16 protein-coding genes, 2 tRNA genes and 1 pseudogene are annotated in these 18,757 nt (G+C 40.7%); 12 read left to right on the forward strand and 7 right to left on the reverse strand.

What is annotated here, in order from left to right:
- Positions 1–238: 238 nt before the first annotated feature.
- Positions 239–715, reverse strand: coding sequence for a hypothetical protein (locus HMPREF0106_RS00650; protein WP_009041252.1), 477 nt, complete (start codon positions 713–715; stop codon positions 239–241).
- A 401-nt stretch (positions 716–1,116) separates the two neighbouring features.
- On the opposite strand from HMPREF0106_RS00650, the gene HMPREF0106_RS00645 reads away from it, so the two are divergent.
- On the forward strand, positions 1,117–2,655 hold the full coding sequence (locus HMPREF0106_RS00645) for a carbon-nitrogen hydrolase family protein (protein WP_004316417.1): 1,539 nt from the start codon (positions 1,117–1,119) through the stop codon (positions 2,653–2,655).
- 97 nt (positions 2,656–2,752) lie between these two features.
- Here the strand turns inward: HMPREF0106_RS00645 and HMPREF0106_RS00640 are convergent, their stop codons facing one another.
- Positions 2,753–3,802 carry a DUF2776 domain-containing protein gene (locus HMPREF0106_RS00640; protein WP_009041253.1) on the reverse strand — a complete coding sequence of 350 codons (1,050 nt, stop codon included), beginning with the start codon at positions 3,800–3,802 and terminating at the stop codon, positions 2,753–2,755.
- Positions 3,803–4,012: 210 nt separating this feature from the next.
- Between HMPREF0106_RS00640 and ileS the strand changes: the two are divergent.
- The 5 genes and pseudogenes from ileS to HMPREF0106_RS00615 all read left to right on the forward strand — a co-directional run bounded on the left by ileS (position 4,013) and on the right by HMPREF0106_RS00615 (position 10,128).
- A pseudogene (gene ileS / locus HMPREF0106_RS00635) lies at positions 4,013–7,500 on the forward strand (isoleucine--tRNA ligase).
- Positions 7,501–7,535: 35 nt separating this feature from the next.
- Complete coding sequence (locus HMPREF0106_RS00630; protein ID WP_004295883.1) at positions 7,536–7,916, forward strand: TraR/DksA family transcriptional regulator; 381 nt, start codon at positions 7,536–7,538, stop codon at positions 7,914–7,916.
- Between the two features lie 97 nt (positions 7,917–8,013).
- Positions 8,014–8,670, forward strand: coding sequence for a lipoprotein signal peptidase (locus HMPREF0106_RS00625; protein ID WP_004295884.1), 657 nt, complete (start codon positions 8,014–8,016; stop codon positions 8,668–8,670).
- Complete coding sequence (locus tag HMPREF0106_RS00620) at positions 8,660–9,736, forward strand: DUF4296 domain-containing protein (protein ID WP_009041254.1); 1,077 nt, start codon at positions 8,660–8,662, stop codon at positions 9,734–9,736. Before HMPREF0106_RS00625 ends, HMPREF0106_RS00620 begins: the two co-directional genes overlap by 11 nt.
- A gap of 5 nt (positions 9,737–9,741) precedes the next feature.
- The gene (locus tag HMPREF0106_RS00615; protein ID WP_009041255.1) at positions 9,742–10,128 is read left to right on the forward strand and encodes a hypothetical protein; all 387 of its coding nucleotides are present in this window, start codon (positions 9,742–9,744) and stop codon (positions 10,126–10,128) included.
- On the opposite strand, the gene HMPREF0106_RS00610 is transcribed toward HMPREF0106_RS00615, so the two are convergent.
- Positions 10,079–10,843, reverse strand: a complete 765-nt coding sequence (locus HMPREF0106_RS00610; RefSeq protein ID WP_008647918.1) for a TrmH family RNA methyltransferase — start codon at positions 10,841–10,843, stop codon at positions 10,079–10,081. The genes HMPREF0106_RS00615 and HMPREF0106_RS00610 overlap by 50 nt on opposite strands.
- Positions 10,844–10,986: 143 nt before the next feature.
- On the opposite strand from HMPREF0106_RS00610, the gene HMPREF0106_RS00605 reads away from it, so the two are divergent.
- A complete protein-coding gene (locus HMPREF0106_RS00605; protein WP_009041256.1) occupies positions 10,987–13,296 on the forward strand; it encodes a BamA/TamA family outer membrane protein in 2,310 nt (769 codons plus the stop codon).
- Here HMPREF0106_RS00605 and HMPREF0106_RS26555 read toward each other — a convergent pair.
- The 3 genes from HMPREF0106_RS26555 to HMPREF0106_RS00595 form a co-directional block, all read right to left on the reverse strand.
- Entirely contained in the window at positions 13,250–13,702 is a 453-nt protein-coding gene (locus tag HMPREF0106_RS26555; protein ID WP_009041257.1) for a hypothetical protein, read from the reverse strand. The genes HMPREF0106_RS00605 and HMPREF0106_RS26555 overlap by 47 nt on opposite strands.
- Positions 13,703–13,793: 91 nt before the next feature.
- Positions 13,794–14,345: a DUF3332 domain-containing protein gene (locus HMPREF0106_RS00600; RefSeq protein WP_004316429.1), complete on the reverse strand. Its 552-nt coding sequence runs from the start codon at positions 14,343–14,345 to the stop codon at positions 13,794–13,796.
- A 93-nt stretch (positions 14,346–14,438) separates the two neighbouring features.
- Complete coding sequence (locus tag HMPREF0106_RS00595; RefSeq protein WP_004316430.1) at positions 14,439–14,888, reverse strand: DoxX family protein; 450 nt, start codon at positions 14,886–14,888, stop codon at positions 14,439–14,441.
- A 161-nt stretch (positions 14,889–15,049) separates the two neighbouring features.
- Here HMPREF0106_RS00595 and HMPREF0106_RS00590 point away from each other — a divergent pair, with 161 nt between their 5' ends.
- Positions 15,050–15,298, forward strand: a complete 249-nt coding sequence (locus tag HMPREF0106_RS00590) for a DUF6965 family protein (RefSeq protein ID WP_032811765.1) — start codon at positions 15,050–15,052, stop codon at positions 15,296–15,298.
- 124 nt (positions 15,299–15,422) lie between these two features.
- On the opposite strand, the gene HMPREF0106_RS00585 is transcribed toward HMPREF0106_RS00590, so the two are convergent.
- Positions 15,423–15,845, reverse strand: coding sequence for a BT0820 family HAD-type phosphatase (locus HMPREF0106_RS00585; RefSeq protein ID WP_004316432.1), 423 nt, complete (start codon positions 15,843–15,845; stop codon positions 15,423–15,425).
- A 96-nt stretch (positions 15,846–15,941) separates the two neighbouring features.
- Here HMPREF0106_RS00585 and HMPREF0106_RS00580 point away from each other — a divergent pair, with 96 nt between their 5' ends.
- The 4 genes from HMPREF0106_RS00580 (at position 15,942) to HMPREF0106_RS00565 (ending at position 18,483) form a co-directional block, all read left to right on the forward strand.
- Positions 15,942–17,330: a peptide MFS transporter gene (locus HMPREF0106_RS00580; protein WP_008640168.1), complete on the forward strand. Its 1,389-nt coding sequence runs from the start codon at positions 15,942–15,944 to the stop codon at positions 17,328–17,330.
- Between the two features lie 82 nt (positions 17,331–17,412).
- Entirely contained in the window at positions 17,413–18,216 is an 804-nt protein-coding gene (locus HMPREF0106_RS00575; RefSeq protein WP_004316193.1) for an MBL fold metallo-hydrolase, read from the forward strand.
- An 89-nt stretch (positions 18,217–18,305) separates the two neighbouring features.
- A tRNA-Lys gene (locus HMPREF0106_RS00570) sits at positions 18,306–18,378 on the forward strand.
- Between the two features lie 32 nt (positions 18,379–18,410).
- Positions 18,411–18,483, forward strand: a tRNA-Lys gene (locus HMPREF0106_RS00565).
- Positions 18,484–18,757 lie beyond the last annotated feature (274 nt).

Raw genomic sequence — 18,757 nt, forward strand, 5'->3', positions numbered from 1 at the left:
AAAAAACACACCAGCCACAAGCCCTGAAAGGGCGGAACTGTATACAATTATGCCCTTTCAGGGCGCAAATTCAGATTACCGTTTTTTCGTAGGGCGTTGCCCTACGCTATGTAATTAAGCCCTTTCAGGGCACTCCGCAAAATTATCATTTAGCTCATTTCTGCACGGAAAAGAATTAAAACCGTCAAGAAACGAACTACTTTTAACGTCAGTTCGATGCAATATCTATCTGTATGACTTAACGGTCAGATACATTCTCCAAAGTTTCGGAAGGTTTGCCGCCCAAGAGCTTTTCCAAGTCACGTAATTGACGTTGATAATCCTGCAACATCTGACTGACAAAACCACGATAGCAAGAAGCTGATATCAGGAAGTTCGACCATTTCGCCCATTCTTCAAAAATCTTTTGACACTCTGTGCGAGGTGAGTTTTGTAAAGAAAAGAAATGCAGGCAAGCCTTTTGCATCTCCGGCATCCCATTTTCCCATGAACGGTCGAGGTTGGTTAACGCTTTAATAAAATGTTTGATTTTGTGGTGTAACGCTCCCAGACGTTGTGATTCCGAACGATCGACTGATACGGTAGGGCATAGTCGTCGTGATTGGGCTAAATAAAACTGTTTTAGGTTTTCTTTTTCTTCCAGATTAGGAAAATTAGCTTCCTGCCGATTGCTTCGAACGGTTTTTACAGGTGCATTGTTTTGTTCTTCATGCATGATACAACGGTTTTAAGATAGGCGGGAATAAAAAAACGGTTCCGCCTTTCCCGTTGCATAACACTCCACAGAAGCTGGGGACGCATTAACGTTCCCCACGGGGGTACGAAACCGCGTATCTACGGCAGCAACAGGCATAAAAATGCCTGCTACTGGAGTTGAAGCAGGTTCACTGCTTCTGTGGGTCTAAAATGTTATGCGTTGCAAATGTACGATAATTTTCGGAAGTCGCAAATTAAACGGCGCAAGAATCTGTATGAAAATTATGTGATGTTAAAGCACTGTAGCCATTTCTGAAGCATGTATTAAAATTAAGTATAATGCATTTTTAATTTTGCAATGACAATGTATAAAGATAAACAGTACCTTTGCACAGTCTTTATATAAAAACACGTATTGTTATGGAACAACATCCGATAAAAATTAATAAAGTGCAGATACGCAATCTGCAAATAGAAGATTATGTACAGTTATCCCAATCGTTTACCCGTGTTTATTCTGACGGTAGCGATGTGTTTTGGACTCGTGAGCAGATACAGAAGTTGATTAAAATCTTTCCGGAGGGTCAGATCGTCACAGTCGTTGACGATAAAATAGTTGGTTGTGCTCTTTCTATTATTGTTGATTATGATAAAGTAAAGAACGATCATACGTATGCACAGGTTACGGGTAAGGAAACATTCAATACACATAGCTCTAAAGGAAATATCCTGTATGGCATTGAAGTATTCATCCACCCGGGCTATCGTGGTTTGCGTCTCGCACGTCGTATGTATGAATATCGTAAGGAGCTTTGCGAAACATTGAATCTGAAAGCAATCATGTTTGGCGGACGTATCCCGAATTATCATAAATATGCTGACAAAATGCGTCCGAAAGAATATATCGAACGGGTACGTCAACGCGAGATTTATGATCCGGTACTTACTTTCCAGTTGTCGAATGACTTTCACGTTCGTAAGGTAATGACTAATTATCTGCCAAATGATGAAGAATCAAAACATTATGCTTGTTTGCTCCAGTGGGATAATATCTATTATCAGCCACCTACACAGGAATATATCAGTCCCAAAACTACGGTTCGTGTAGGACTGGTGCAATGGCAGATGCGTAGTTATAAAACGTTGGATGACCTGTTTGAACAAGTAGAATTCTTTGTGGACGCAGTATCCGATTATAAAAGTGATTTTGTTCTTTTCCCGGAATATTTCAATGCTCCTTTGATGTCGAAGTATAACGATAAAGGAGAATCGCAGGCTATTCGCGGATTGGCAAAGTATACGGATGAAATTCGGGAACGGTTTATGAATCTGGCTATTAGCTATAATATCAACATTATAACCGGGAGTATGCCATACGTAAAAGAGGACGGATTGCTTTATAATGTAGGTTTCCTTTGTCGGCGGGATGGAACCTACGAAATGTATGAAAAATTACACGTCACTCCCGATGAAATAAAAAGCTGGGGACTTAATGGTGGCAAACTTCTGAATACTTTTGACACGGACTGTGCAAAGATTGGAGTTTTGATCTGCTATGATGTCGAGTTCCCCGAACTTTCTCGCCTGATGGCAGATCAGGGGATGCAGATATTATTTGTTCCTTTCCTGACAGATACCCAGAATGCCTATTCCCGTGTTCGTGTTTGTGCGCAGGCACGTGCCATCGAGAATGAATGTTTTGTAGTCATTGCCGGAAGTGTCGGAAATCTTCCCCGTGTGCACAATATGGATATTCAATATGCCCAATCGGGGGTATTTACTCCATGCGACTTTGCTTTTCCAACAGACGGAAAGAGGGCAGAGGCAACTCCTAACACCGAAATGATTTTGGTATCGGATGTTGATCTGGATTTGCTGAACGAACTGCATACTTATGGTAGTGTACGCAACTTGAAAGACCGCAGGAATGACCTGTATGAGGTGAGATACAAGAAATAAAAGAGTGACGCTATGCTGTTCGGATAGCGTCACTATATGCCTTGGATAGCGTCACTATCCGGGGCATATAGTGACGCCCTTTTGATAGAATACTTTTCTATTTGGAAGACGTGCCACTCTCCAATATACTAACGATAGAAAACAGCGTAAAGCAAATAGCTCCGAGACCTACCAAAACACGTGCCGGAATGAAATAATCAGCATGTATAGTAGCAAGCTCGAATACAAAAGCCGCCAGGAACAGACAAGCCAATGCCGTTAATACCGGAATCATAGGAATACGGTTGGCTAATTTGAACTCTTGCCTCCATATCTTAGCCAGCAGGATTACTTTGCTGGAAATACTGTAACATACCAACCCCAACCCGAGCATAATATATCCGGTGGTACCGTTTGCACTTCCGGAATCTGCCAAAATAACGAATAATCCCCATACAAAAGAGATAGATCCCATTAATAAAACCAGTTTCGGCCATTTATTCCGTTCTTTTTCTGAATAATCATTACGTATCTGACGTGCTATGGTAGCTACCAGCGCAATCAAACTGGTACAAATACATGCCAGACCGACCATTACATGCCCCGCGACAAAATAAGCAGGATGAGAATGACTGTTGCCTAATAATACAAATGCCCATATCCATGCGATCAGCGAAACGATGATGGCAACAATGACCAATGCCCGTCTCTGATTAAGGGAAAAAGCTCCTTCCGGAACTTCATTACTTGTCGCTTTTGAATTCCTCGGAATTAAAGAGAATCGGGTAGAAGAGGTGGCGGCGGTAGCTACACAAGTGGTAATAAATCCAACGCCGGTGATAACGTGTCCTGCAACAAATGCAGAGGTGGAAGTGGCATTACTGAAAATGCAGATGCCTCCAATAATAGTAATGATGGCTGCCAGATAGCCTATAACCGGCAAAATGTATTTGGCCGATTTATTATAAGTATGTATGATTTGCCGGATGATAGTGGCAGCCGTGCAAAACAGTGCAATGCATATCATACCGAGTGAAAACACAACAGGACCGGCCACAACACGACTCCCGTCATCTCCATAACCATAAATAAACGCTCCGTATCCGAAGCAAAAAATAGCCATCGCCAAAGGGATTGCTCTGAATAAAATGCTAATACCGTAATTCATAAGTTAAAGTGCTTTTAGGTTTCCCACTAAAACAAGGAGATACCTGTTTTGTTTAGGCTGTAGGCGGTTTATAATCGTTAACTTCACACGAATCCGATTAAAAGTCCTAGCTTTTTGCTCAACTAAACAAATGTTTTTGTAAATTTGCACCCTTAAAAATGGGGATACCCCTCAAATTGTAAATTGTAAATAGTAAAATCGTAGACAGCTATGGGTAAGAGATTTACTGAATATTCGCAGTTTGACCTTTCGCAGGTGAACAAAGATGTGCTGAAGAAATGGGACGAGAACCAGGTTTTCGCCAAGAGTATGACAGAACGTGATGGCTGTCCTTCGTTCGTGTTTTCGAAGGACCTCCCTCGGCTAATGGTATGCCGGGTATTCACCATGTAATGGCTCGTACCATTAAGGACATTTTCTGTCGCTACAAAACGATGAAGGGTTATCAGGTGAAGCGTAAAGCCGGATGGGATACGCACGGACTGCCTGTGGAACTAAGTGTAGAAAAGGCATTAGGTATCACAAAAGAAGATATTGGTAAGAAAATCTCTGTTGCCGACTACAATGCGGCTTGTCGGAAAGACGTGATGAAATATACCAAGGAGTGGGAAGACCTGACTCATCGGATGGGATATTGGGTGGATATGAAGCACCCTTATATCACGTATGATAATCGCTATATTGAGACATTATGGTGGCTATTGAAGCAACTGCATAAAAAAGGATTGTTGTATAAAGGATATACGATCCAACCATATTCACCGGCTGCAGGAACAGGATTGAGCTCACATGAGTTGAATCAACCAGGCTGTTATCGGGATGTAAAAGATACAACGGCCGTTGCCCAATTTAAAATGAAGAATCCTAAACCGGAAATGACGGAATGGGGAACTCCTTATTTTATCGCTTGGACAACTACTCCATGGACATTGCCTTCAAATACGGCTCTTTGTGTGGGACCCAAAATTGACTATGTGGCTGTACAGTCTTACAACGCTTATACCGGAGAACCTATCACGGTTGTTCTGGCAAAAGCTTTATTGAATGTACACTTCAATGCAAAAGCTGCTGATCTGAAATTGGAGGACTACAAAGCCGGAGATAAACTTGTACCATTTAAAGTGATTGCCGAATACAAAGGTACTGATCTTGTCGGTATGGAATATGAGCAGTTGATTCCTTGGGTAAAACCGGTTGAGGTATCCGAAAATGGCAACTGGAAGCCTAGTGATAAGGCTTTCCGTGTAATACCGGGTGATTATGTTACTACAGAAGATGGTACAGGTATCGTTCACATTGCACCTACATTTGGTGCGGATGATGCGAATGTGGCACGTGCTGCAGGAATCCCGTCACTGTTCATGATTAATAAGAAAGGCGAAACTCGTCCGATGGTGGATTTAACTGGTAAATTCTATCTGTTGAATGAGCTGGATGAGAATTTCGTAAAAGAATGTGTTGATGTAGATAAATACAAAGAATATCAGGGTGCATGGGTGAAAAATGCTTATGATCCTCAATTTATGGTGGATGGCAAATACGATGAGAAAGCTGCGCAAGCTGCCGAATCTTTGGATATTGTCATTGCCATGATGATGAAAGCAGACAACAAGGCTTTCAAGATAGAAAAGCATGTCCACAACTATCCGCACTGCTGGCGTACAGACAAACCGGTACTTTATTATCCGTTGGATAGCTGGTTTATCCGTTCTACCGCTTGCAAGGAGCGAATGATGGAATTGAATAAAACCATCAACTGGAAACCGGAATCTACCGGAACCGGCCGTTTCGGCAAGTGGCTGGAAAATCTGAATGACTGGAACCTTAGCCGTTCTCGTTATTGGGGTACTCCATTGCCTATCTGGCGTACAGAAGATAATACGGATGAGATATGTATCGAATCTGTAGAAGAACTTTATAATGAAATCGAGAAATCGGTAGCTGCCGGATTTATGAAATCCAATCCATACAAGGATAAAGGTTTCGTGCCGGGTCAATATTCGGAAGAAAATTATGATAAGATTGATCTTCACCGTCCTTATGTAGACGACGTCATATTGGTATCGAAAGACGGCAAACCGATGAAGCGTGAATCAGACCTGATTGATGTCTGGTTCGATTCGGGTGCTATGCCATACGCGCAGATCCATTATCCGTTCGAAAATAAAGAACTGTTGGATAACCGTCAGGTATATCCGGCTGACTTTATCGCGGAAGGAGTAGACCAGACTCGTGGTTGGTTCTTTACCTTGCATGCTATCGCTACCATGGTATTTGACAGCGTGTCCTACAAAGCTGTTATCTCTAACGGTTTGGTACTCGATAAGAACGGTAACAAGATGTCCAAGCGTTTGAATAACGCTGTCGATCCGTTTACTACGATTGAAAAGTATGGTTCCGACCCGTTGCGTTGGTACATGATTACCAATTCTTCTCCATGGGATAACCTGAAATTTGACGTTGAAGGAGTGGAAGAGGTTCGCCGTAAATTCTTCGGTACCTTATATAATACGTATTCATTCTTTGCGCTTTATGCGAATGTAGACGGATTTGAGTATAAAGAAGCGGATGTACCGATGGCAGAACGTCCGGAGATCGACCGCTGGATCTTGTCTGTATTGAATACATTAATAAAGGAGGTAGATACATGCTATAATGAATATGAACCGACAAAGGCAGGACGTTTGATTTCTGATTTTGTGAATGATAATTTGTCCAACTGGTATGTTCGCCTGAATCGTAAACGTTTCTGGGGTGGTGAATTTACACAGGATAAATTGTCTGCTTATCAGACATTGTACACTTGTCTCGAAACAGTTGCCAAACTGATGGCTCCTGTATCTCCGTTCTATGCAGACCGGTTGTATACTGACTTGATTACAGCAACAGGACGCGACAATGTAGTTTCTGTCCATCTTGCCGAATTCCCGAAATATCAGGAAGAAATGATAGACAAGGAACTGGAAGCCCGCATGCAAATGGCACAGGATGTTACATCTATGGTGTTGGCATTGCGCCGCAAGGTGAATATCAAGGTACGCCAACCGCTGCAATGTATCATGGTTCCGGTGGTAGATGAAGAGCAGAAAGCTCATATCGAAGCTGTGAAGAACCTGATTATGAATGAAGTGAACGTAAAAGAAGTCAGATTCGTTGATGGTGCAGCCGGTGTATTGGTGAAAAAAGTGAAATGTGACTTTAAAAAGCTAGGCCCGAAATTTGGCAAGCAAATGAAAGCAGTAGCTGCTGCTGTTGCAGAAATGTCACAGGAGGCCATCGGTGAATTGGAGAAAAACGGAAAGTATACATTAAATCTGGATGGTGCGGAAGCTGTTATTGAAGCATCAGATGTCGAGATCTTTAGTGAAGATATTCCGGGATGGTTGGTTGCCAATGAAGGCAAACTGACAGTAGCGCTTGAAGTGACCATTACCGAAGAACTGCGTCGCGAGGGTATTGCCCGTGAACTGGTGAACCGTATTCAGAATATACGTAAGTCAAGCGGCTTCGAGATTACAGACAAAATAAAAATAACAATCTCGAAAAATACGCAAACAGATGATGCGGTAAATGAATATAATACTTATATTTGTAACCAGGTTTTAGGCACATCTCTTGAACTTGTAGATGAAGTGAAAGACGGAACAATGTTGGAGTTTGACGATTTCTCATTGTTTGTGAACGTGATAAAAGACTAATACTATATTGATTAACCTTTTAAAATTGTAAAGTTATGGCAGAAAAGACTAGATATTCGGATGCGGAACTCGAGGAATTCCGTGCCATTATTATGGAGAAACTGGAATTGGCACAACGTGACTATGAACAGTTGAAGAAAAGTTTGATGGGACTGGACGGTAATGATACCGACGATACATCTCCTACGTATAAAGTATTGGAAGAAGGCGCTAATACGCTCTCCAAGGAAGAAACAACCCGACTGGCACAACGTCAGCTGAAGTTTATTCAAGGATTACAAGCTGCTTTGGTACGTATTGAGAATAAAACGTACGGCATTTGCCGTGAAACCGGAAAATTGATTCCGGCAGAGCGTCTGCGTGCTGTTCCTCATGCTACATTAAGCATTGAAGCAAAAAACAGTGGTAAAAAATAACAGATAGCAAGTAGGCTACAGGTAACGAGCTACAAGTAGCTGCGCAAAGTTTACGCACGGCACTTGTAGCTCGTTATGTTTAACTTATAATAAACACATGAAGAAACTATTCACGAAGGGGAGAATTGCCCTTCTCGTTATCTTTTCCGTATTGATTATTGACCAGATCATCAAGGTCTGGATTAAAACTCACATGTACTGGCACGAAAGTATACGTGTGACCGATTGGTTTTATATCTATTTCACCGAAAACAACGGGATGGCTTTCGGTATGGAAATCTTCGGCAAGTTATTCCTGACAACATTCCGCATTGTTGCGGTAGCATTGATAGGGTGGTATCTCTATAAAATCATAAAGAAAGGGTTCAAAACAGGTTATATCGTCTGTGTGGCTCTTATCCTGACCGGTGCTTTGGGGAACATCATAGATAGCGTGTTCTATGGAGTTATTTTCAATGAAAGCACTCATTCGCAGATTGCCAGTTTCATGCCCGAAGGTGGTGGATATTCTACCTGGTTTTACGGAAAAGTGGTGGATATGTTTTACTTTCCGATTATAGATACAAACTGGCCTACATGGATGCCGTTTGTGGGTGGAGAGCATTTTATATTCTTTAGTCCGATCTTTAATTTTGCGGATGCCGCTATCAGTTGCGGTATCATTGCCTTGTTACTCTTTTATAGTAAATATTTGAATGAGTCTTATCATTCGCTGGATAAAGATAAAAAGGAAGCTACGGATCATGAAAAATAAATTTCGGTTTCATCTGTGTCTCATCTGCATGTTCGTGTTTGCGGTAGCCGGGTGTAAAGTGAAAAGACCCAGTGATGTAATCTCGGAATCGAAGATGGAGAATTTGCTGTATGATTATCATGTGGCAAAGTCTATGGGAGATAATTTGCCTTATAGTGAGAACTATAAGAAAGCATTGTATATCGACGCCGTTTTCAAGAAATACGGGACTACACAAGCTGCATTTGACTCATCCATGGTTTGGTATACCCGTAACACAGAGATTTTATCGAAAATTTATGATAAGGTGAAAAAACGCTTGAAAGACGAACAGGAACTTGTTGGTGACCTGATAGCCAAGCGTGATAAGAAACCGAAAATGACCAAGCAGGGTGATAGCATCGATGTCTGGCCGTGGCAGCGTATGGTACGTCTGACCGGTGAAATGATGGATAATCAATATGTATTTACTTTGCCGACCGACTCTAACTACAAAGACCGGGATACACTGGTATGGGAAGTGCGGTATCGTTTCCTGGAGCCGATGCTTGCCGACTCTTTAAGAGGTGTCACTATGGCTATGCAGGTGATTTACGAAAAAGATACGATCAATCATTGGAAAACGGTGACTGAACCGGGTGTGCAACAAATTCGTTTGTTTGCAGACACATTAGGTTCGATGAAAGAAATAAAAGGTTTCATTTATTATCCGATGGATAGCCAGGAAAAAGGCGGAGCAGTATTGGCCGACCGTTTCATGATGACTCGTTATCATTGTACGGATACGCTCGCATTTGCCGTACGCGATTCTTTGAATAAGATAGAAGCATTGAAAGCGGATTCTTTGAAGAAGATAGCTACTAAAGAAAATGCCGACTCTTTACATAAGATCATAGACAAGAATAAAGATGACATTCAGCGTCTGACACCGGAAGAGATGAACCGTCGTCGTACGGGAACTCATCGTGAGAAGAAGCCGGAGCAGATTCAGGTGGAACAGCATATCCAAAAGGAACGGATAGAGCAAAGAAAAGAACGCCAGATGAATCAACGCAGGAAGCAACAACAAAGACGTTCAAACAACTGATTGTAATGAAACGTTTTGCTTCTCATTATTTGCTGATACCTGCCGTCGGATATATGAAGCAGCAGGTAGTGGAGATCACTGACGAAGGAGTTGTCCGAGGTGTGTTCCCATTGACCGAAGAGATTGAATCGGTTGAATGGATGCCGGGAGTGATTGTGCTGCTTTCTGAAAGTCAGGTGGAAGAAATAAAAAACACTGGGATGATTTTAAAAAACATCCCAGTGTTTCAAATCAATCTTCCCAGTGTTTCGAATCAATCTTCCCAATGTTTTAATGAGTATCTGCAGGAAGCAGAAAAGAAGGGGGAAGCTTTATTTCCTTATTTGTTTTATCCTTTTGATTTTACTTCCATGCAGCCTGTCGACGGAACTCGGCACAGATTACTGCGGTAGCAATGGCTACATTCAGAGACTCGGATGTCTCTTGGCCTGCCGGGTAATTGGGGATATATAATTTTCGGTTGATTAATGTGGCTACCTCTTTCCCTATGCCATTCCCTTCATTTCCCATTACGATCAAGCCATTGGCCGACAATGGTTGTTCATACATGTTTTTTCCATCCAGGAACGTACCGAACACAGGAGTATCTCCGAGCGACCGGATAAAATCGGGGAGGGAAGTATAATGTACTTTCACCCGGGCAATTCCACCCATAGTGGCTTGTATGGTCTTAGGGTTATATACATCTACCGTATTCTGCGAGCAGATAATATGTTCGATGCCAAACCAGTCGGCCAAACGGATAATGGTACCCAGATTTCCGGGATCCTGCACATCGTCCAATGCAAGGCAAAGTGATGAACGAACTGCCTCCGGATCCAAAGTATATTGTGGTTGTTCGAAAATAGCAAGTACCTGTTGGGGAGTTTTCAATAAACTGGCCCGTGAAAGATCTTCCTGTGAAACTTCTACCAGTTCACTTGCGTCAATACCCGGATGCTCCTGAAACCAGGAGGGAGTGGCAGCTAAAAAACGACAGGGAAAATGTCCGAGTAAATCACCTACCAATTTAGGACCTTCAGCCAGGAATACCCGCTCTTCTTTACGTATTTTCTTCAGTTCCAGCGAGTGGATATACTTTATTTTGTTTTTACTTAATGATGCCATAGATTTGATATTCTTTTGCAAAGCTATAAAGATATTTCCAATCTATCCTTACTTTCTTCGTCTTTTTCTTAAATTATTTTCCCCGTCGGAAAATATAATTTATCTTTGTAGGCGCATTTTTCATGCTATCGATGTAAAACCGTATGAGGAGAAATTTTCTTTGTTTGCTTGCTTCTGCTGCTGTCTTGTCACTTGCTTCGTGTACTACCACTAAGTTTGTGCCGGATGGATCTTATCTGCTGGATGAAGTTAAAATTTGTACGGACCAAAAAAATATACGGCCTTCTTCCTTGCGCATGTATGTTCGCCAAAATCCTAATGCCAAGTGGTTCAGTCTGATAAAGACCCAACTTTATGTATATAATCTATCGGGGCGTGATTCGACCAAATGGGGGAATAAGTTCTTGAGAAGAATTGGGGATGCTCCCGTAATATATAGCGAGGACGAAGCACAACGTTCTGAAGAAGAGATCACTAAGGCTGTGCATAATATGGGATATATGGCGGCAACAGTGAAACGTTCGACCAAAGTAAAAAAGAAAAAGATCAAAGTATATTATGACGTAACGGCAGGCAAGCCATACGTTGTTCAATCTATCAAATATGATATTTATGATCCTAAAATAGCTGCGCTTCTCAAACAGGATTCTGCCAGAAGTTTGCTGAAGGAAGGAATGTATTTTGATGTGAATGTATTGGATGCGGACAGGCAACGTATCACGAATAAGTTACTTCGGAATGGTTACTATAAGTTTAATAAGGATTATATCGGATATACTGCTGACACTGTTCGTAATACTTATAATGTAGATCTGACTCAACATTTGCAGATGTATAAAGCTCATGCGAATGATTCGGCAAGAGCACATCGGCAATATTGGATCAATAAGATTAATTTTATTACAGATTATGATGTTTTGCAGTCCTCGGCAATGAGTAGTGTGGACATCAATGATTCGGTTCATTATAAGGGATATCCGATTTACTATAAGGATAAACTCTATTTGCGTCCTAAAGTTCTTACGGATAACCTTCGGTTTGCTTCCGGCGACCTGTATAATGAGCGCGATGTGCAGCAGACCTATTCCAGTTTTGGACGTTTATCGGCATTGAAATATACGAATATCCGTTTTATTGAGACTCAAATAGGAGATTCAACGATGCTCGATTGTTATGTGATGCTGACTAAGAGCAAGCATAAATCAGTAGCTTTCGAGGTAGAGGGAACTAATTCTGCCGGTGACTTGGGAGCGGCAGCTTCCGTCTCTTTCCAGAACAGGAATCTTTTTCGCGGATCGGAAACTTTTATGATAAAATTCCGTGGAGCGTATGAAGTCATTTCCGGACTTCAGGCAGGTTATTCGAATAATAACTATACAGAGTACGGGGTGGAAACGAGTATCAACTTCCCTAATTTCCTGTTCCCTTTCATTTCCTCTGATTTTAAACGGAAAATCAGGGCGACAACAGAGTTTGGTTTGCAATATAATTATCAGTTGCGCCCGGAATTCCTGCGTACGATGGCTTCTGCCAACTGGAGCTACAAGTGGACGCAACGTCAGAAGATACAACACCGTATTGATTTGATTAATATTGCTTTTCTATATTTGCCTCGTATCTCTGACAGGTTTAAAGAAGATTATATTAATAAAGGACAGAACCATATTTTCCAGTATAATTATCAGAATCGATTGATTGTAAATATGGGATATAGCTATAATTATAATAGCGTGGGAGGATCTATTATCAACAATACGATTGCTTCTAATTCATACTCCATCCGTTTTAATTTCGAGTCGGCGGGAAATATAATGTATGCCCTGTCTAAGGCTACCAATATTCGGAAGAATAGTAATGGTGAGTACGCTATTTTGGGAATTCCTTATGCTCAATATCTGAAAGGAGAGTTTGATTTTGCCAAGAATATCAGAATCGACCATCGTAACTCCTTTGCGTTTCATGCCGGTGTAGGAATAGCTGTACCTTATGGAAATGCAAAAACGATTCCGTTTGAGAAACAATACTTCTCCGGTGGAGCCAATAGTGTTCGCGGATGGGCGGTTCGCGATTTGGGACCGGGTTCTTTTGCCGGAAATGGAAATTTGCTCGATCAATCGGGAGATATTAAGCTGGATGCCAGCATTGAATACCGAAGCAAATTATTCTGGAAATTTCAGGGAGCGGCATTTATTGATGCAGGTAATATCTGGACCATCCGGAGTTATGCCAACCAACCGGGAGGAGTTTTCAAGTTTGACAAGTTTTATAAGCAAATAGCCGTGGCCTATGGACTAGGGCTTCGCCTGGATTTAGATTTCTTTATCCTTCGTTTTGATGGAGGTATGAAAGCTGTCAATCCCGCCTATGAAACGAAGAAAGAACATTTCCCGATTATTCATCCTAAATTTAGTCGTGACTTTGCTTTCCATTTTGCTGTGGGATATCCTTTCTAACCAGCCATTTATTATTTTCTCTTACAAATTGGAGGGTATCTTGCAGAGAGCTCATATATTCTATTTTTCCTTCAACAGGATTAATGACGAATGTATTTTTTATTTGGCAAACAACCGTTGCTTCCTCTGAATTAGCATCTATCTCACTGGATATAACAGAAACTTTTGCAGCACCTCGTGTCTTGAGTAGGTCAAGGTGAGTCTGTCGGACATTGGACGCTAAAAAGCTAAGATAGGACAGGGAAGAAGGAGTACTCCATGCTTGGGCGGCCGGGTAATTGAAATTATAGAAGGCTTCGCAGAAATCTATAGCTGTTTGTTCTATTTGAGTTTGGGGAGTTTGTTGCTGGCAGGACAGGCAAGTGAATATTAGGACAGAATAGATAAGTGTATATAGTTTATTCATAGTATAAAAAGATGCTGGATGGAAGATGAGATTGAAAAAGGAGATGAAACTACTTATTGAAGTTTCATCTCCTTCGTATTTTTTTTAATTTTTAGCGGGCGGCAAACATAAGATTGCTCATTGTAGCTTGGCGTGCTGCCAGCATGCCTTGAGCATCCAACGTTACATTCATCTTTTCACCATTCGGTAAGAACAAATCAGCAGTGCCGTCATTGTTCATTTTTACTAATTCAGCGCTTTCACCGTTTGCAACAACATTCCATGTGTTAGCTTCTTTGTTGTAGATCAAATCCATTGAAGCAGTTTCGCCTTCTTTAGTAATAGAATATCCATTCTCAAGAGTTTTCACCATGTAGTTGCCGTTCTCTCCTTTTACTTTCTTTACGTCACCTACATTAGCCATCGGGTTGGAACCACTCCAGAATTCGATAGAATTGATAACTAAAGCATCAGCCAGGTAAGCTACGCCATAAACCGGAACAATGTTGAAAGCAAGGAATACGAGTTCGTTTACAAACTTGTTTCCAACTGATTGATTCCAAGAAGACAGGCGGTTGAATAAACTGAATGATCCTACACAAGAACTGAATAATAAGCTACCGCTAAGCACTACTGCGACTAAAGTCAGTTTCCCTCTTTTCATGTTAAAACATTTTTGATTAATAAAAAATATTGATAATTTCTCTCATACAAGTATGCAAATATAATATTTTTTAATTAATCAGGGGGATTATTTCTAATTTTTGTATGCTCTTGATTTTCGTCTTGACAATTCGTTTCCTATGATATGGTCTATTGAAAATTTACCCGGACCGGCAATATACATCAATATGAATACCACTAAATAAATGAAAGCTAGCTCTTTAACAGCAAATACATCATTTGCGTGAACTACAAAGAAAGCTACTATCATCGTGAAAATCATCGGGATCATGGCTAAGCGATACAAGAAGCCTACAATAAATGCCATTGAACATACAAGTTCACCAAAAATAGCTAATCCGAGAGACAGGGGACTTCCTATTCCAAGCGGATCAGGAAATACAGTTGACAACTCTTGGAAACTACTCCATTTTTGGATACCGTGGTTCATTAATAATATGCCGAAGATGATCCGGACAGCCAATAGCAACAAAGACACTTTTGTTGTATTCGATTTTGTGGGGAATAAGAAATCATAAATCATAAGTCGTTCTATTTTTAAGTTTATCTTTATTTATATAAACATAAAAAATATTGAAATTGTTCTTTGCTGATAGCACAACTTGTAGAATCTCTGCCAGTTCTTCGGTTATTCCTTGTTTATGAATAAATAAACTTTGTATCTTTGTGGAAAATTCTAAAGATATGGCGCAACATACTTATGACAATGAAGCTGTTCAGGAGTTATTGAACTGGGCAAAAAAGATGATCGAAACAAAGAATTATCCAACTGAAAGATATCAGGTCAATCAATGTACTACAATTATTGATGGTAAATCGTATTTGGAATCGTTGATTGCTATGATTTCCAGAAACTGGGAAAATCCGACTTTTTATCCTACTATTGAGCAATTATGGGAGTTCAGGGAAAAGTGGGAAAACAAAGAATCGTAGTAAATGGCCGTTCCATGTTGGGAGATAAGTTATTTCATCATATAGAAATGCACTCTTAATCATGTCGGATAAGAGTGCATCATCTATTTTTTGTATATCTGTCGGCTTGCTATTTATCTATTTATTAGAAAGGCAGCCATCTTTTTTTCTTTTTTGATGGCGTCTTTTCCTCTTCTCCGTTTTGGCCATAGACATCTGCAAACGTCTTTTTCTCTTTAATCATTGCATAAATGACTCCCCAATCCGGCAAACCGCCTAAGTTCCGGTCGTCAATGAACATATCAGCTTTCAACTTTCGTGAAAATCCCTGATGGCCTTTTTGCTCTTCAGGATAATCCTTATTAACGGCATAAAATTCTAAACCTCTGGCTTTGCACCATTCGACAGCTTCGTCCAAAAGTGCCCCTTCACGCACACTCCATAGTATTAAACGATGCTTTTCTTGTTGCAATAACTTCAATGTGTCAACAGCGAATGGAATTTCTTCACCAATGCGTGGATAACGATGCTCTACAATCGTTCCGTCAAAATCAACAGCTATAATCATAGTTTTTAATTACCTAATTTTGAACAAAGATACGGACAGTAAGCCAAAAAAACGTATCTTTGTCTCAAATTAACATTTTAATAAATTAATAAATACATGAACAATTCCCCTCAGCGTGCTGCTAAAGGCTTTACGAGAGCATTTTGGGTCAGCAACACAGTCGAACTGTTTGAGCGTATGGCATATTATGCCGTTTTCATCGTTCTCACTATTTATCTATCTTCCATTTTAGGTTTTAATGATTTTGAAGCAAGTATGATTTCCGGGCTTTTTTCCGGCGGGTTATATCTGCTTCCTATTTTTTCCGGTGCTTATGCTGATAAGATCGGTTTCCGGAAGTCAATGATTATAGCATTTTCCTTATTATCCATTGGATATTTAGGATTGGGAGTATTTCCTACTTTGCTGGAAGCTGCCGGCCTGGTTAGTTACGGCGTCACTACTCAATTTAATGGTTTGCCCGATAGCTATACCCGGTGGATCATTGTGCCGGTCTTGTTTGTACTTATGGTGGGAGGATCATTTATTAAGTCCATCATTTCTGCATCTGTGGCCAAAGAAACAACGGAGGCAACGCGTGCGCGTGGTTATTCCATCTTTTATATGATGGTAAATGTAGGTGCTTTTACCGGTAAAACAATTATCGATCCTTTGCGTAATGTTATTGGTGAGCAGGCGTATATCTATATTAATTATTTCTCCGGTGCGATGACAATTATTGCTTTGCTTGCTGTTATTCTCCTTTATAAATCAACGCACACGGCTGGTGAAGGAAAAAGTCTCCGTGAGATTGGGCAAGGATTTATGCGAATCATCACCAACTGGCGTTTATTGATTCTTATTCTGATTGTTACAGGGTTCTGGATGGTGCAACAGCAACTTTACGCCACTATGCCTAAATATGTGATCCGATTGGCCGGCGAGACGGCGAAACCGGGCTGGATTGCTAATGTGAATCCTTTTGTGGTGGTTTGTTGCGTTAGCTTTATCACACGTTTGATGGCAAAACGCAGTGCGATTACTTCGATGAATGTGGGAATGTTTTTGATTCCTTTTTCGGCGTTGCTGATGGCATGTGGAAACTTGCTGGGAAATGATCTTATTACAGGCATGAGCAATATTACCCTGATGATGATTGCAGGTATAGTGGTACAAGCACTTGCCGAATGTTTTATTTCGCCGCGTTATCTGGAGTATTTCTCTTTGCAGGCTCCTAAAGGCGAAGAAGGAATGTATTTAGGATTCAGTCATTTACATTCCTTTCTTTCTTCCATCTTTGGTTTTGGTCTGGCGGGAATTTTGCTTACCAAATACTGTCCGGATCCTGCTTTGTTCGAGACACGGGCGGCATGGGAGGCAGCTAGCGCAAATGCCCATTATATATGGTATTACTTTGCTGCTATTGGTCTGATTGCCGCTGTAGCGCTACTATTATTTGCGAAAATCACCGAATCCATCGACAAAAAGAAGGAATCTTCTCGGTAATTCTATTCTTTTTTATGTATATTTGCCGTCACTTTGCTGTAAAAGTTGACGGCATTTTGCATTTTAATAAAGAGGATAAAACATGAAAGTAAAATTTATAAGCCTGGCGAGTGGCAGTAGTGGGAACTGTTATTATCTGGGCACTGAAACCTATGGAATACTGATAGATGCCGGAATCGGCATACGTACTATCAAAAAAACACTGAAAGATTATAATATCTTGATGGATAGTATTCGTGCGGTATTTATAACGCACGATCATGCTGACCATATCAAAGCTGTGGGTAATCTGGGAGAAAAATTGAATATTCCTGTTTATACAACCGCACGTATTCATGCTGGAATTAATCGTAGCTATTGTATGACGGAGAAATTGAGTTCGTCAGTTCGTTACCTGGAAAAGCAAGAGCCGATGACTTTGGAGGATTTCCATATCGAATCTTTTGAAGTGCCGCATGATGGAACGGACAATGTGGGGTACTGCATTGAAATCGACGGCAAAGTCTTTTCTTTCTTAACGGACCTTGGAGAAATTACTCCTACAGCTGCCCATTATATCAGTAAGGCCCATTATCTGATACTTGAAGCTAACTATGATGAGGAAATGCTCAAAATGGGGCCTTATCCTCAATATTTGAAGGAGCGGATTGCAAGTAAGACCGGCCACATGAGTAACTCTGATACTGCGGAGTTTTTAGCGGAAAATATCACTGAACATTTGCGCTATATCTGGTTGTGTCATTTGAGTAAAGACAATAATCATCCGGAGCTAGCTTATAAAACGGTGGAATGGAAATTAAAGAACAAAGGTATTCTTGTAGGTAAAGATGTGCAACTACTTGCTTTAAAGCGAAATACGCCTTCCGAGCTTTATGTGTTCGAATAAAGACGAAAAAAAGATAGTAAAAAAGCTGCATGATTGTTTGGTCAAATAAAATAAAAGACCTACTTTTGCAACCGCAAACGAGGAATTAAGCACTCTTAGCTCAGTTGGTAGAGCAACTGACTCTTAATCAGTGGGTCCAGGGTTCGAATCCCTGAGGGTGTACAAATTCAAGGTTGCAATAAAAATAATATGTTGCACTCTTAGCTCAGCTGGTAGAGCAATTGACTCTTAATCAATGGGTCCAGGGTTCGAGTCCCTGAGGGTGTACTAAAAAGAGGTAACTAAGGTTGCCTCTTTTTTTGTATATCAATACTTGAATGATAATAAGGAATAAAAACGGCTCAGTCTGAAACCTTGGGGGATTGCGTTAAAATTCTTATTTTTGCATCATGAAAACATCCTCTTCCCAAACGATTGATCCTGTTGCTTCTTTAAGCTTGTTCTTGCCTTCAGGAATCCTTGATTACTTTACCCTAGTCAATCATGTTTCTCAGGATACTTGCTTTATTCTTTATTTAGAGGAGAAAGCCACTATTCCTGC

This window comes from Bacteroides sp. D22, from assembly GCF_000163675.1.
Classification (GTDB): Bacteria; Bacteroidota; Bacteroidia; order Bacteroidales; family Bacteroidaceae; genus Bacteroides; species Bacteroides xylanisolvens.